Annotated in this window: 11 protein-coding genes; 9 read left to right on the forward strand and 2 right to left on the reverse strand. The window is 45.6% G+C overall.

The features are described from left to right. Positions 1–61 precede the first annotated feature (61 nt). Positions 62–781: a ComF family protein gene (locus AB2U10_RS09605; protein WP_367913877.1), complete on the reverse strand. Its 720-nt coding sequence runs from the start codon at positions 779–781 to the stop codon at positions 62–64. 7 nt (positions 782–788) lie between these two features. Here AB2U10_RS09605 and AB2U10_RS09610 point away from each other — a divergent pair, with 7 nt between their 5' ends. The 8 genes from AB2U10_RS09610 to AB2U10_RS09645 all read left to right on the forward strand — a co-directional run bounded on the left by AB2U10_RS09610 (position 789) and on the right by AB2U10_RS09645 (position 12,905). Beyond that, the gene (locus AB2U10_RS09610; RefSeq protein ID WP_367913878.1) at positions 789–1,139 is read left to right on the forward strand and encodes a hypothetical protein; all 351 of its coding nucleotides are present in this window, start codon (positions 789–791) and stop codon (positions 1,137–1,139) included. Positions 1,140–1,175: 36 nt separating this feature from the next. Further along, the gene (locus AB2U10_RS09615) at positions 1,176–1,940 is read left to right on the forward strand and encodes an exodeoxyribonuclease III (RefSeq protein ID WP_367913879.1); all 765 of its coding nucleotides are present in this window, start codon (positions 1,176–1,178) and stop codon (positions 1,938–1,940) included. A gap of 5 nt (positions 1,941–1,945) precedes the next feature. Then, positions 1,946–5,206 carry an ATPase gene (locus AB2U10_RS09620; RefSeq protein ID WP_367913880.1) on the forward strand — a complete coding sequence of 1,087 codons (3,261 nt, stop codon included), beginning with the start codon at positions 1,946–1,948 and terminating at the stop codon, positions 5,204–5,206. Positions 5,207–5,258: 52 nt separating this feature from the next. Next, positions 5,259–7,121 carry a tRNA uridine-5-carboxymethylaminomethyl(34) synthesis enzyme MnmG gene (mnmG, locus tag AB2U10_RS09625; RefSeq protein WP_367913881.1) on the forward strand — a complete coding sequence of 621 codons (1,863 nt, stop codon included), beginning with the start codon at positions 5,259–5,261 and terminating at the stop codon, positions 7,119–7,121. A 34-nt stretch (positions 7,122–7,155) separates the two neighbouring features. After that, positions 7,156–8,796 carry an Ig-like domain-containing domain gene (locus AB2U10_RS09630; protein WP_367913882.1) on the forward strand — a complete coding sequence of 547 codons (1,641 nt, stop codon included), beginning with the start codon at positions 7,156–7,158 and terminating at the stop codon, positions 8,794–8,796. A gap of 350 nt (positions 8,797–9,146) precedes the next feature. Beyond that, entirely contained in the window at positions 9,147–10,952 is a 1,806-nt protein-coding gene (locus tag AB2U10_RS09635) for a tetratricopeptide repeat protein (RefSeq protein ID WP_367913883.1), read from the forward strand. Positions 10,953–11,231: 279 nt separating this feature from the next. Beyond that, positions 11,232–12,185 (forward strand): quinolinate synthase NadA, encoded by a 954-nt coding sequence (nadA, locus tag AB2U10_RS09640; RefSeq protein ID WP_367913884.1) that lies wholly within the window; start codon positions 11,232–11,234, stop codon positions 12,183–12,185. Positions 12,186–12,212: 27 nt separating this feature from the next. Continuing rightward, positions 12,213–12,905: a 3'-5' exonuclease gene (locus AB2U10_RS09645; RefSeq protein ID WP_367913885.1), complete on the forward strand. Its 693-nt coding sequence runs from the start codon at positions 12,213–12,215 to the stop codon at positions 12,903–12,905. Here AB2U10_RS09645 and AB2U10_RS09650 read toward each other — a convergent pair. Next, on the reverse strand, positions 12,902–13,510 hold the full coding sequence (locus tag AB2U10_RS09650; RefSeq protein WP_367913886.1) for a hypothetical protein: 609 nt from the start codon (positions 13,508–13,510) through the stop codon (positions 12,902–12,904). The two genes, AB2U10_RS09645 and AB2U10_RS09650, sit on opposite strands and share 4 nt — an antisense overlap. A gap of 196 nt (positions 13,511–13,706) precedes the next feature. On the opposite strand from AB2U10_RS09650, the gene AB2U10_RS09655 reads away from it, so the two are divergent. Beyond that, positions 13,707–15,131 (forward strand): alpha-L-fucosidase, encoded by a 1,425-nt coding sequence (locus AB2U10_RS09655; RefSeq protein ID WP_367913887.1) that lies wholly within the window; start codon positions 13,707–13,709, stop codon positions 15,129–15,131. Positions 15,132–15,134: the final 3 nt, after the last annotated feature.

The raw sequence follows: 15,134 nt of genomic DNA on the forward strand, positions 1-15,134 counted from the left end.
CAAATATAGGAATTTTTATTCTGAGCAAAAGTATGGGTCTGCAACCGTAGCCGGTACTTCTTCAGCCGTTTCTTTTAACGGCCGCAAGCGTAACGATAAACAGTTCTTTTATCCCGGCTTCCTGCAGGGCGGTAGCAGCTACCTCCAGCGTGGCACCGGTGGTGAGCACATCGTCTACCAGGATCACGGTTTTGTTCTTCAGCAGTTCAGGTGCTCCCGGAACCATACCGAACACCCCCTGAAGGTTCCTGTAGCGGTTCAGGCGGCCCCCGGTTTTGGTTTGGGTACGGGTAGACCTGTTCCTGATCAGCAGGTCGTGCCAAACGGGTATCTGAAGTATTTCACCGATACCTGCAGCTATACGTTCTGCCTGGTTATAGCCCCGTTCTCTTTGCCGTGAGCGGTGCAAGGGCACCGGGATAAGGTAATGGGCATCTGTAAACAATTGCTGCTCCTGGAGGGCTTTTCCACACAGTTTTCCCAGGAAAACCCCCAGGTCGGGCTGGTTCCGGTATTTCAGGGCGTGCAGGATATTCTGCACTTTTCCGCCCTTGGTAAAGCTAAGAAATGAGTAGATACCACCGGTTTTCAGCCTTCCCCAGAACTTATTTTCGGGAGATTCGTTATGTATCAGTAGGTTAGTATTTCGCGGTAAAGTCCATTGGCATTCAAAACAGAGAACTGTCTCCGTGTCGCTGATCTGCTTTTCGCAGGCAACACAGATGCGGGGATACGCGAAGTCGAGCAGATACCTGCAAAAGGTAATTAATAATTTTTTCATAAGTCGTATGTCGTTAGATGATAAGGAAATATGGGGCAATTTAGTTCGTTTTCTAGAACAAACTACCGGTAAAAAGCCCAAAGATCTGAACGGAGTTCTTTTCCTGATAGGAGTACAGGAGCTGGGCAAAGGTGCGTTACGGTTTGATAAGGAGCAAAAGCAGGACCTCATGCATATTGCCATTTGCAAGGTGCTGAGCCTCGGTGGTTTTTATACGCTGGAAGGCAAAGATGAAGAGGGCTGGCCGCATTGGAAACAAATCCGTGAAATACCCCCGATAGACCTGATGAGCCAGGAGACCCTTTTAAAGCATTATGTGATCCGTTATTTCAGGGAAGAGGTGGGGGTACACCTGTAAGCAACGGAACAATAAGACCGGGATTATTTTATACGTATGAAAATTATAACGTTCAATGTGAACGGAGTTCGTTCTGCCCTCAATAAGGGTTTGAGGGAATGGCTGATCCGCGAAAACCCGGATATCCTATGTCTGCAGGAAATTAAACTGGCTGAAACTCAGCTTGTTGAACCTGTTTTTGACGAACTGGGCTTTCATTGTTACTGGTATCCGGCCGTAAAAAGGGGGTACTCTGGCGTAGCTATTTTATCAAAGAAACCTGCTAATCAGATAGTTACAGGATCTGGTAAGGAGCTATACGATGCTGAAGGCCGGATTCTCCTGGCCCGCTATGATCATTTCCAGCTGGTTTCGGCCTATTTCCCTTCCGGCACCACCGGTGACGTACGCCAGGGTGTAAAATACAATTTCCTCGACGACTTTTATACCTATGCCGGAGAGTTGAAAAAAGAAGGGTTGCCTCTCCTGATCTGCGGAGATGTGAATATCTGTCATACCGATATCGATATTCACAATCCGAAATCCAATGCCAGAACTTCCGGGTTTCTGCCTGAAGAGCGGGCATGGGTAGGCAAATTCATTGAAGCCGGCTTTGTAGACACTTTCCGGCATAAGGTGAAAGATCCGCATCATTACACCTGGTGGTCGTACCGTGCAGGTTCACGTGCAAAAAACCTGGGTTGGCGGATAGATTATATATTTGCAGCAAATATGGAGGCCGATGCCCTGCAAAACGTTCAGATACATGCGGATGTATTCCTGTCTGACCACTGCCCGGTATCGCTTGATTTAAACCTTTAAATGTTATGAACAGCGCCGTACTATCGATACTGGATAAAATAGCCGATTATAAGAGAAAATTGTACAAGAACCAGCTGATTAAAGGGTTATTGATCAGCATGGCTCTCATTATAGGTGCATTTCTTGTAGTGAATTCACTGGAATACTTCGGTCGTTTCGGAACGGCCTTCCGCCTGGTTCTATTACTGGGCTTTATCGGCGTATCGGCGTATACTCTTACACAATATATCCTGAAACCGGCGTTTCACCTGTTCCATATTAATCAACCTATCAGTGATGAAGAAGCCGCTGTACAGATCGGACGGTTCTTTCCGGATGTAAAAGACAAACTCTTGAATACTCTGCAGCTCTCACGGTTGTCTTCTACAGAAAACGCGCTGTTAGAAGCGGGTATTGCCCAAAAAACAGAAGAGCTTCGCCTGGTTCGCTTCGCAGATGCCATTAACCTTCGGGAGAACCGGAAGTACCTGAAATATGCTATTCCGCCTCTAGCACTGGTGCTCCTGATTTCAGCTATCGCCCCCAAATTTTTCAGCAGTACCGAACGGATCGTAAAATTCAATAAAACTTTTGCCGAGCCGGCCCCTTTCCAATTTGAAATACTCAATAAAAACCTGGATGCTATTCAGCACGAAGATTTCAAGCTGGATCTCCGCCTGATCGGTAACTCGCTTCCCGAAGAAGTTTTCCTGGTCTCCAATGGCCGTAAATACAAGATGAATATTTCTGACGAGCGTACGTTCGACTATACGTTCAGCCACATCCAGGAAAGCACCGATTTCCATTTCCTTGCCGGCGGGTATACTTCTAATTCTTTCCGGATAAACCTGGTTTCACGGCCCAATCTTTTGTCGTTCAGCGTTTCGCTCAAATACCCGCCTTACCTGGGTAAACCATCAGAAGAGTTTGACAATGTGGGTAACCTGGTGGTTCCGGAAGGCACACTGATCCGTTGGGTTTTCAAAACCAATGAAACCGACAGCTTCGAGATGGTCTTTGACAGCACTGAAAAGATTAATGTGGAAAAAGGTTTATTCTCTGATTACAACTATCAGAAAAAAATATCCGGAACTACGGCGTATGAGATCGTATTGAAGAATGCCAACTCCAGCAATGCCGACCCTATCAATTACTTTATTAACGTTATCCCCGACAGATATCCACAAATCAACTTTGAACAGATTTCTGATTCTTCCCTGTATAACTATATCGGGATAGGTGGGACCATCTCTGACGACTACGGTATTTCTGATTTCCGGTTTGCTTACCGGAAAACCAATGAGAAAAACTTTAAGCTTATCCCTATACCCTTTAATAAAACTTCTTTATCGCAAACCTTCTTTTACCAGGTTGACCTCGATGTACTTGGCCTTCAGAAAAACGATCAGCTGGAATACTACCTCATCGTTACCGACAATGACGGGGTTAACGGAAAAAAATCGACCAAATCTTCTCTTTTAACCTTCCGTATGCCTACTGTAGAAGAATATGCACAGGATGTGGAAAAAGAAGTGAATAAAACCCACGACAAATTTGAAGAGCTGGTGAAAAAGTCGAAAGACTTTAAAAAAGACCTGAATACCCTTGAAAACGAATTAAAGAAAAAGAAAGAAACCGACTTTCAGGATAAAAAAGACCTGGAACGCCTCTTAAACAAGAAAGAAGAATTAAACAAAGAATTACAGTCTTTAAAAGATCAGCTACAGGAGCTGCTGGAAAAACAAAATCGTTTTGACCGGCTGGATCCGAAGCTGACCGATAAAATGGAAATGCTTCAAAAGATGCTCAATGAGCTGATGAAGAACGAAGACTCCAAAGTGCTGGAAGAGCTAAAAAGAATGCTGGAGAAGAGCCTGGACGAAAAATCGCTCGATCAGCTGGAAAAGTATAACCGTCAGCAACGCAACCTGGACAAAGAGCTCGACAGAACGCTTAACCTGTTTAAAGATCTTCAACGCAAGCAGAAAATAGAGGAAACCGTAAAAAATCTTCGCGATATGAGCGAAAAACAGGAAGAGCTTTCCGAAAAAGCCGGGAAAGAAGAAAGCCAGAACCTCGAAAAAGAGCAGGACCAGCTGAACAAAGAATTTGAAAATCTTTCTAAAAAACTGGAAGATATTGAAAAGCAAAGTAACGAGCTGAACAAATCATTTGATGCCCGCGAAGAAGAACAAAAAGATATCAGCCAGGAACAGAAAAGCGCTAAATCTAACCTGCAACAGAAGAAAAACGATTCAGCGGCAAAATCGCAAAAGAATGCAGCGCAGAAAATGAAGAAAATGGCAGATGCACTCGAAGAGCAAATGCAGTCAGCTGAAATGCAGCAGGCACATGTAGATATGAATGCACTGCGTGAAATACTGGAAAACCTGATAAAAATATCTCATGATCAGGAGCGGATCATGAAGAACTTCCGCACGATAGCCGTATCAGACCCCCGGTTCATACCGCTCTCCCAAGAGCAGCTGAATATCTCAAATGATGCCAAGATTATTGAGGATTCTCTTTTTGCCCTGGCCGGCAGGGTAATGCAGCTGGAGGCTATGGTTACCAAGGAAGTTACCTCTATGAAGAACAATATTGATGAATCGGTTAAGCTGATCCGTGAACGTAAGCTTCCGAATGCAGCCTCCAAACAACAGTCGAGCATGACCTCTATGAATAACCTGGCGCTTATGTTGAGTGATGTATTCAAGCAAATGCAGCAGCAAATGTCTTCATCAGGATCAGGAGAAGGGGAGAAGCCGGGCAACGAATCGGGTGAGTTTGGCAAGAAACAAAAAATGATCAACGAGCGCTTGCAGGGGATAGGGAGCGAAGGAAAAACCCAAAAAGAAATATCAGAGGAGATTGCGAAGATTGTTAACGAGCAGGCCAAACTCAGGAAACAACTCCAGGAAATGCAGGAAAAGATGAACGGTACCGAAGCCGGTAAAAAGCTCGGAAATGAACTGAAGGATATCCAAAAAGAGATGGAAAAATCGGAGGAAGACCTGGTCAATAAGCGGATCAGCCCTGAATTAAAACGCCGCCAACGCGGTATAGAAACGCGGCTGCTGGAAGCCGATAAAGCTATAAAAGAACAGGAGATGGACCCTACACGACAATCGCGTACGGCCACTAAATTTAATAAACCCAGTCCGCCGGACCTGGAAAAATTCAAAAAGGAGAAAGAAAAGCAGGTAGAGCTACTCCGGACTACCCCGCCCAATTTTACTCCTTTCTATAAAAACCAAACGGATAACTATTTTAAAAGGATAAATTAAAAGTTTCACGTGAAACATTCAGACTTATGTTTCACGTGAAACATCAAAGTGTATGTTTAGTAAATACGATGTAATTGTGGTAGGGGCCGGCCATGCCGGGTGTGAAGCTGCTCATGCGGCGGCTGTAATGGGTTCACAGGTTCTTTTGGTTACCATGAATCTTCAAACCATTGCTCAAATGTCGTGTAACCCGGCAATGGGCGGCGTGGCTAAAGGACAAATTGTGCGTGAAATAGATGCCCTCGGTGGTATGTCGGGTATCGTTTCCGATGAAACCATGATCCAGTTTCGAATGCTGAACCGCTCGAAAGGTCCTGCCATGTGGTCGCCCAGGTGCCAGTCAGACCGGATGGAGTTTGCCCTTAATTGGCGGGATAAGCTTGAGAAAAATTCAAATGTTTCATTCTGGCAGGAAATGGTAACCGATATCCTGGTTGAAAACGGACAGGCCACAGGCATTAAAACATCGCTCGGGTTAGAAATAAAAGCTAAAACCGTAGTATTGACCAACGGTACATTTCTTAACGGGCGTATACATATTGGTGAAAAGAACTTCGGCGGGGGCAGGACAGGGGAGTCAGCTGCTTTTGGAATAACCGAAAAGCTGGTATCCCTGGGCTTTGAATCGGGTAGAATGAAAACCGGAACACCCCCCCGGGTAGATGGAAGAACCATCAATTATGAGGCCATGCAGGAGCAGTTGGGCGATGAAAACCCTGAAAAGTTCTCGTATACCGATACTCCTCATTTAATAAAACAAAATTCCTGCTGGATCAGTTACACCAATACGGCTGTACACGAAGAGCTCCGTAAAGGCTTTGATAAATCACCCATGTTTAACGGGAGAATTAAAGGCCTGGGCCCACGGTATTGTCCATCGGTAGAAGATAAAATCAACCGCTTTGCCGAGAAAGACAACCACCAGATCTTCCTGGAGCCCGAGGGGCGTACTACTATAGAAATGTATGTAAACGGCTTTTCAACCTCTTTGCCAGAGGATATTCAATATGCGGCCATCACCAAAATACCGGGTTTTGAAAATGTAAAAATGCTACGCCCCGGATATGCCATTGAGTACGATTACTTTCCGCCCACCCAATTAAAGCTTACCCTTGAAACCCGTTTGGTAGAAAACCTGTTCTTTGCCGGGCAAATTAACGGTACTACCGGGTACGAAGAAGCCGGCGCCCAGGGGCTAATAGCAGGTATAAATGCCCACAGAAAAGCCCATGAGCTAAGTGAATTTTACCTTAAAAGAGATGAAGCCTACATTGGTGTTCTCATTGACGACCTGGTAAATAAAGGAACAGATGAACCGTACCGGATGTTTACCTCCCGTGCTGAATTCAGAACGATCTTACGGCAGGATAACGCCGATATACGTTTGACTCCAAAAGGATATGAAATAGGCCTGGCTTCAGATGAAAGGCTGAAAAAGGTAGAAGAGAAGATTAAAAAATCAGAAGAACTGATCCGGAAAATGGAGCAAACCAAGGTAGCTCCTGAAGAAATCAACCCGTATTTAACCCGGATAAGCTCTGCCCCAATCAAAGAAAAAAGTACTTTCTATAACCTCCTTAAACGCCCTGAATTAAGCATTGCCGCGTTATCGGGTAACGATGAAATCTTTGATTCTGTTATTACGGGGTATACAAAAGACCAGAAAGAGCAGGCGGAAATCAAAATCAAATATGAAAAATACATAGAAAAAGAATTGCTGCTGGCCGAAAAAATGTCGCGACTGGATGAAATCAAATTAAATCCCGATTTCAACTATACAGCTCTAAAGTCGCTTTCTATTGAAGCAAGGCAGAAATTATCGTCGGTGAAGCCCATGAACCTGGGTCAGGCCTCCCGCATTAGCGGAGTATCACCGGCGGATATTTCAGTACTGATGTTATACCTTGGCCGTTAAAACTCATTTAAATTTAAACCCATATACGATCTATATGAAAACTTCCAGGACAAGCCGGTTAAAACCCATCAGCACTTCTCATGACCTGATGAAATTGACCTGCTTTCTGTTGCTAAGCTTTATTGTGCTTTCGTGTGCACAAATTGTACCTCCCACCGGAGGTCAGAACGATAAAACACCACCCGAGCTGGTTTCTTCTTTCCCTGAAAATAAAACCCGGAATTTCAAAGGCCAGGAGTTCAAGCTGACCTTCGATGAGCTGGTGGATGCTTCCTCCCTGCAAAATGAACTATTTATTGTACCTGATCCGGGAAGTGCCTATGAAACCAAAGTAAAAAATAATACAGTAACCCTGAAATTTGACAAGCCACTCGCCGAGAACACCACCTATACACTCAACTTCAGAAACGGGATAAAAGATCTCACCGAAAGAAACCCGGCCAGAAATCTGAAGCTGGTTATCAGTACAGGAAATGAACTGGATTCTTTACAGCTCACCGGCCTGGTAACCGACCTGTTTACAAAAGAGCCTAAGCTTGACGTAACCGTAGGCCTGTACCCTGCTGATACCCTGCCATTTTCCAAGAAAAAACCATTGTACTTTGTCAAAACAGACTCGTCAGGAAAATTCATGCTGGAGAACGTGAAAAACAACAAATATTTCCTGCTGGCCTTTACCGACAAAAACAACAACCTGCGTTATGATCAGAAAGAAGAATTCCTGGGCTTCCTGCCTGATAGTCTTCATCTGGAGTCAAACGTCAACCTCCCGGAAATAGAAGTATACCCGGCAGACCATTCCCGCAACAAAATCAAAAGAGCTATTTCAAGAGAAAACGAGTTTGTGGTTCAGCTGGATAAAAATGCTTTTAAAGCCAGGGTAAGCTACGAAAACCTGGACGATACCACCGCCTTGTCTTACCAGCTGGCCGGGAATCATCTTGACTTTTACAAACTGAAAGAAACCCTCCCGGATACGGTCAAAACGGTTATTTTACTTCAGGATTCGTTACTGGTAACCGATACCCTACGCCAGAAAATATATTTCAAGGAAGAAAGAAACAAAAAAAGGAAGCCGGCTACCTTAGCCGTTGGCAGCAACATTAAAAACGGGCAGGAACTTACCTCCAGTATCAGCTATGAGCTCTTCTTCGATAAACCCCTGGTAAGGGTGGATACCGGCCGTATCCGTTTCCTGACAGACACCCTGGAAAAAGAAAAAATAAACATACAATTAATTGATAATCAACATATTAATATAAAAGTAAAGACCCAGGCACAGCGAGAAACCGAGCTCACTCTCCCTGCCAATATATTTGAAAACTACCTGGGCGATATCAACACGGTAACGATATTCAAAAACCCCGTTCTGCAGCCCGATCAGACCGGTTTGCTGGAAGGCGAAACGGGAGACTCGGAACTTCCGAAAATAGCCATATTGCAAAGTGAACAGCGAAATAAAGAATTCGCCCGGCAACGTTTCACAGGTCGTTTTCTCTTCGAAAACATAGTGCCCGGCACATACCATATAACCGTTATTTACGATACCAACGATAACGGCATATGGGATCCCGGTGACCTGGAAAAGCTCATCCTGCCTGAAAAAATAGTGACCACCAAAGAGCCGCTCCGGGTAAGAGCCAATTATGAATTCAGAACATTAAAAATTGAATAAGCCTGTGGACAACCCTGTGTTTTTCTTGTGTAAAAGACCGGGGATAATGCCCGCGAATCCACAATTGGCCGGGTAGCTTGTGGTCATCTCCCGGACCTGTCTGAATAACTCAGCCAAATACACAGAAAGCAGTCGAATTATTCAGAAGCAAGTGAACATCTGAAACAGGAATAAAATTAATCCACAAAAAGAGAGCAAAGATTGAATTTCAAACAATTAAATGTTAATATCGTTAAAACTTATACACACGTTCACCCTTTTAACCACATGCCTGAAAAGTTTCCACAAATCAACACCTATAGTATAAAACAATAGATTAAAATTAAATAGATTAAATTATTAATATTATCATGCTCAGGCAAATAATAAAACCGGTGATCATCCTGCTCCTGGGTTTCCATTTCTGCAGCGCGCAGGACCTTGAGCTGGCTTATACCTATTATAAGCAGGGAGAATATGATAAGGCGGCAGAAATATATAAAAAGCTCAGCGACGATAAGAAATATGCTTCGCTGATCCACATGGACTATGTGGCTGTTCTTTTTAAGCTTCGGGATTACGACACTGCTGAAAAGTTTATCAAGACACAGATCAGCCGCTATGGAAATACCATTTCTTACCGTGCAGACCTGGCCGAGGTGTATGAGAACAGCGGACGAAAAGAGCAGGCCATGCGTGAATTTGACAAGCTTATTGATGAAGCTGCCGGTTCGGAAATGAAGGTTCTGGAGCTGATGAATTTCTTTTACAGGAACCAGAAGCTGGAGCTGCTGGTTAAGCTGATCCTGAAAGACCGTGAGGTAACAAAGAACCCGTATAAGCTGGATACCTGGCTGGCCAGAACGTATAACCTGCTGAATATGAAGGATAAGATGATAGAGGAGGTGCTGAGTTACGGCCGGAGAAACGGTAACCCGGATTATGTGAAGGCGACTATCCAGGATGCCTTTGTAACAGAAGATGAAATAAAATTCATAGAGACCCTTCTTTTTACCAGGATACAGAATGAACCCAATGAAACCTTTTATTCGGAGATCCTGATCTGGTGGTTTGCCCAGAAAGGCGATTTCTCACGGGCGTTTATCCAGGCCCGCTCACTGGATAAGAGACTGAACCAGGGAGGCAGTAAAGTGTTTGAGCTGGCTTACCAGAGCTACCAGTCGAAAGACTATAAAAACTCAGCCAGGATGTACCAGTATATTATGGATGAATACCCTGACGGTGAATTGTATCCGTATGCAAGAACCTGGATGATCAAGAGCAAGGAAGAAGTTGTTAAAAATTCATATCCTATTGAAGATGAAGCAATAACAGACCTGATTGAACAATACAAACGTTTGATAGCCGACCTGGGCAATAACATTAAAACGGCAGAAGCCATGCGGAATATGGCCCTGCTGCAGGCTTTCTATCTTCATGATTACAGCGGGGCGATAAGTACGCTGGAAATGGCCATCCGGTCTATGAATAACAATCCGCGGTTCAGAGACCAGTGCAAGCTGGACATGGGCGATATTTATTTGCTCAAAGACGAGCCCTGGGAATCCACCCTGCTGTATATGCAGGTGGAAAAATCGCAGAAAGAAGACAACCTGGGAGAAATTGCGCGCCTGAAAAATGCCAAGCTTCAGTATTATACCGGGCAGTTTGCGCTTTCAAAAGACATCCTGGATATCCTGAAAAAAGCTACGTCAAAAGAGATTTCCAACGATGCCATGCAGCTCAGCCTGCTGATTGAAGATAACACGGGCCTGGATACTTCAGAAACGGCCCTGGCCCGTTTTTCAAAAGTAGACCTGCTGATCTTTCAGAACAAGTACGAAGAGAGCATCCGGGTGCTGGATACGCTGTATAAAGAGTACAATGCACATGCCCTGGCCGACGAAATCTTATGGCTAAGGGCCAATACCCTGCTGAAGGTAAACCGGATACCGGAAGCGGTGAATGACCTGAATACCATTGTGGAAAAGTATGCCGGGGATATCCTGGCCGATGATGCGCTGTTTTTGCTGGCGAGGGTTACCGATGAAAACCTGAAAGACAAGCAGAAAGCCATGGAGCTTTACCGGCGGGTTCTGACGGAATTTCCGGGAAGCATATTCAATGCCCAGGCAAGGATACGGTTCAGGGAGCTGAGGGGGGATTATGTGAATTAGGGAGCTAGTTCCCGGGGAAGAGTTCGGGGCAGGAGAGTTAAGGGTAGCTAGCTGGGGTAGGGTAGTTTTGAGTGGAGAGTTCCGGGTAAAGAGTGGCGAGTAGATAACTTTAGTGAAAAGTTGAGGGTGGGGTAGGTGAGCAGGGTTTTAAAGGGCTTGTGCAAGGCAATAATGAACGGGTCTGTATGTGACCTGGCAGAATAAAAACGTCAGAATATAAACTATAGCTGAAAAAAAGGATCAAACAGGTAAGGGCAGAATTATTTAAAGAAAGTAGTTATGAAAGAGAACGAGCTGGTAGAAGAAATACAACGTTTAAAGAAAGAAAAGAATGCGGTTATTCTTGCACATTATTATCAGACAGCTGATATACAGGACATAGCCGATTATATCGGTGACAGCCTGGGGTTATCGCAGGAAGCGGCAAAAACAGAGGCCGATATGATTGTATTTGCCGGGGTGCGGTTTATGGCTGAAACCGCCAAGATACTTTCCCCGCAAAAGAAGGTGGTGCTGCCGGATATACATGCGGGCTGCTCGCTGGAACAATCGGCACCTGCCGATAAATTTAAAGCCTTTAAAGAGCAGTACCCTGATGCCCTTGTGATTTCGTATGTGAACTGTTCGGCAGAGCTCAAAACCCTTACCGATATTGTTTGTACCAGCACAAACGCCGTAAAAATTGTGGAGAGCATCCCGAAAGACCAGCAGATCATTTTTGCCCCGGATAAAAACCTGGGAGCTTACCTGAACAAGGTAACCGGCCGGAACATGATTCTCTGGGACGGGGCCTGTATAGTGCATGAAACCTTCTCTGCGCGGCTTATACAGGAGATGATAGACCAACACCCCAATGCCAAGCTGATCGCCCACCCGGAGAGCGTTAACGCGGTTCTGGAGCATGCAGATTACGTGGGCTCAACCACAGGCTTACTGAAATATACGATAAACAGCCCGGAGAAGGAGTTTATAGTGGCTACAGAAACCGGTATTCTGCACCAGATGCAGAAGGCATCGCCGGATAAGATCTTCCATGTGGCGGCTACAGAACGTAACGGAACCCAGTGTACCTCTTGTGCTGACTGCCCGTACATGAAGCTGAATACCCTTGAAAAGCTGTACTGGTGCATGAAAGACGAAACCCCGGAGATTATTCTGCCGGAAGAGACCATCCGGGCTGCCCGGCAGTCTATTGACCGGATGCTGGAGATTTCAGCCCGCCACGGCCTGTAAGAACAGGTTATTTTTCCACGCTTCGCTATGGTAAACATCTTATTCCTGGATATTGAGACCGTTTCTCTTACGGCAGACTTTGAGTCGTTACCTGAGCGGCTCAAAGCCCACTGGGAAAAGAAATCTTCTTTTTTCAGGCGTGATGAGCCGTACGAAGACCTGTATTTTGAGCGGGCAGCCATTTACGCTGAATTCGGCAAAGTGCTTTGCATAGGGGTGGGCGGCTTCTATGAAAACGGAACAAAATTGAAAGTGAAATCGCTGTATGCAGAGCAGGAAAAAGACCTGCTTGCTGCGTTCAGCGACCTGGTAGAAAAGCACCCGGCCGGGAAAAATCTTATCGTATGTGCCCATAACGGAAAAGAGTTTGATTTTCCTTTTTTGTGCCGGCGAATGCTGATCAATGGTATTCCGTTACCCCGGGTTTTGAATATTTCAGGCAAGAAACCCTGGGAAATTCCCCACCTGGATACCCTGGAAATGTGGAAATTCGGCGATTATAAGCACTATACTTCGCTGGATCTCCTGGCCGCGGTATTGGGTATTCCGGGCAGCAAAAGCACCATGAACGGCTCAGAAGTGAATACGCAGTATTATGTACATAAAAACACGGAAAAGATCATCGAATATTGCCGCGAAGATGTGGTGGTGCTGGCACAGCTTTACCTGAAGCTTACCGGTAAAAACGTGATTCCCGATGAAAATATAATCCGGTCTTAAATGCCTATGCCCAGTGACCCGTAAAGTGATCCCAACTGGGTAAAATGAAAGGTTTTTTTATCGTAAAAAGGAGATATCCCTCCCCTTGCAAAAATAACGAGGTCGTTGTCTTTGTACGGCCGGCTGATCTTCAGCTGTATGCGTAAGCCCAGGATACCCGAATAAACGATCCGGTTTTTTTCATTGGAAGCCTTATTGAAAAAAGAAGGGGTAAGTGCGCCGCCGGCCTCTGCAAACCAGTCAAAATAATACCGGGGCGGCCGGGTAATGCATTTCCGGGTGATGCGGTTTTTCAACCGTTCATCGATGTTGCCCAGGCTGTAATTATACGTAAGGGAAAGGGGTATGCCCAGTCCGCTGTTCTGGAAGCCCCCGGGGTTAGACTGCCCCCGTATGGTGGCGTAACCCCAGATATAGGCCAGGCCGGCAGACGAAGCCAGGAAGCCCTTCGGCTGTTCGTACAACACCCGGCTGTAATTGAATGAAGCACCCCGGCTGGGACCACCGAATTCGGCATAATATCCCTGTGTATACCGGCTTTTATAGTTCCATTGCGAAAATGCTACTGCCGGAAACAGAAGAAAAGAAAAGAAAAGAATTCTCACTTAAAAAGGGATAATCAGGTAATAATTAACAACAGCACGTATTAATCAACGCAATATAGCCAATATTATTTAATAGACAACGGCGCAAAATTTTAAATCGCGGTGCTTATCCTGTCAGAAAATCATTGTATAAGGTACTGAATCATAAAAAATTCTGTTATTATTATGTTTTAATAAAGTACCAGCCGGATAACCGATGAAATTAACCAACCGATTCTTTTTATTCTTTCTTTTATCAGTACCGGTATTCGCACAGAATACCTTACACCCTACCTCTGCCGAATACCATTACCCTACAGACCCCAAAGTAGCCGCTAACCTGGAAAACTGGCGGGACCAGAAGTTCGGCATGATCATTCACTGGGGCATTTACGCTGTGCCGGGCATTATTGAGAGCTGGAGTATCTGCAACGAAGACTGGATAAACCGCGACAGCACCGTGCGGTACGATGATTATAAGCGATGGTACTGGGGTTTGAGCGAGAAGTTCAACCCGGTAAAATTTAACCCGGAACAATGGGCCACTGCCGCTAAAGCCGCGGGGATGAAATACCTGGTTTTCACCACCAAGCACCACGACGGCTTCAATATGTTTGACACCAAATACAGCGATTATAAGATCACGGCCGGGCCGTTTAAAGGAGATCCGCGGGCCAATGTAGCCCGGTACGTTTTTGACGCTTTCCGGAAAGAGGGTATGCTGATAGGGGCTTACTTTTCGAAGCCCGACTGGCATTCGCAGTATTTCTGGTGGGATAAGTACGCCACACCTGACCGGAATGTGAATTACGATATACGCAAAAATCCGTGGCGGTGGAATAAGTTCAGGGAATTTACCCATAACCAGATCAATGAGCTGACCTCGGAATACGGGAAAGTGGATATCCTGTGGCTGGACGGCGGCTGGGTGCGGCCCAGAAGCACGGTTAATGCCGAAGTGTTAAGCTGGGGGGCGCCCATTCCCGAGTTTGACCAGGAAATAGATATGCCCCAAGTAGCGGAAATAGCCCGCAAAAACCAGGAAGGCATACTGATTGTAGACCGCACCGTACACGGTGAGTATGAAAATTACCGTACCCCCGAACAGGGGATACCCGCTGAAAAGCAGGACGATCCCTGGGAGAGCTGCATTACGCTCGGAGGCGCCTGGAGCTATGTGCCGAACGACCGGTTCAAATCTTCGGAACGGGTTATTCACACCCTGGTAGAAATTGTGGCCAAAGGTGGGAACCTCCTGTTGGGAGTAGGGCCAACCGCTGAAGGAGAGTTTTTACCCGTACAGGTTGAGAGGCTGCAGGAGATCGGGAAATGGCTGGAAACAAACGGAGAAGCTATTTATGCCACAAGAACGGTGAATACCTACCGCTCGGGCAATTTTTATTTTACACGGGCAAAAGAAGATCAGCGCCGATATGCCATCCGGCTCAATAAAGAACCGTTAACCGAAACCGTACAATGGGAAGGAAATGCCCCGCGCCAGGGCAGTAAAATGTACATCCTGGACGGCAATTTGCCTGTGAAATGGAAAACAGAAGGCCAGACCACTACGGTCACCCTGCCTAAAAAATCTTTGGAGAAACTCATGCATAAACCTGCGATTACGTTTAAATTTGAAGAATAAAAA

Source organism: Leadbetterella sp. DM7 (genome assembly GCF_040829825.2).
GTDB lineage: Bacteria > Bacteroidota > Bacteroidia > Cytophagales > Spirosomataceae > Leadbetterella.

What these genes read in the sequence shown, in the direction of transcription:
- AB2U10_RS09635 (WP_367913883.1), top strand. Translation starts at nt 9,147, where the DNA reads ATGCTCAGGCAAATAATAAAACCGGTGATCATCCTGCTCCTGGGTTTC.
- AB2U10_RS09630 (WP_367913882.1), top strand. Translation starts at nt 7,156, where the DNA reads ATGAAAACTTCCAGGACAAGCCGGTTAAAACCCATCAGCACTTCTCAT.
- AB2U10_RS09615 (WP_367913879.1), top strand. Translation starts at nt 1,176, where the DNA reads ATGAAAATTATAACGTTCAATGTGAACGGAGTTCGTTCTGCCCTCAAT.
- nadA (WP_367913884.1), top strand. Translation starts at nt 11,232, where the DNA reads ATGAAAGAGAACGAGCTGGTAGAAGAAATACAACGTTTAAAGAAAGAA.
- AB2U10_RS09610 (WP_367913878.1), top strand. Translation starts at nt 789, where the DNA reads ATGTCGTTAGATGATAAGGAAATATGGGGCAATTTAGTTCGTTTTCTA.
- AB2U10_RS09645 (WP_367913885.1), top strand. Translation starts at nt 12,213, where the DNA reads ATGGTAAACATCTTATTCCTGGATATTGAGACCGTTTCTCTTACGGCA.
- AB2U10_RS09655 (WP_367913887.1), top strand. Translation starts at nt 13,707, where the DNA reads ATGAAATTAACCAACCGATTCTTTTTATTCTTTCTTTTATCAGTACCG.
- AB2U10_RS09605 (WP_367913877.1), bottom strand. Translation starts at nt 781, where the DNA reads ATGAAAAAATTATTAATTACCTTTTGCAGGTATCTGCTCGACTTCGCG.
- AB2U10_RS09620 (WP_367913880.1), top strand. Translation starts at nt 1,946, where the DNA reads ATGAACAGCGCCGTACTATCGATACTGGATAAAATAGCCGATTATAAG.
- mnmG (WP_367913881.1), top strand. Translation starts at nt 5,259, where the DNA reads ATGTTTAGTAAATACGATGTAATTGTGGTAGGGGCCGGCCATGCCGGG.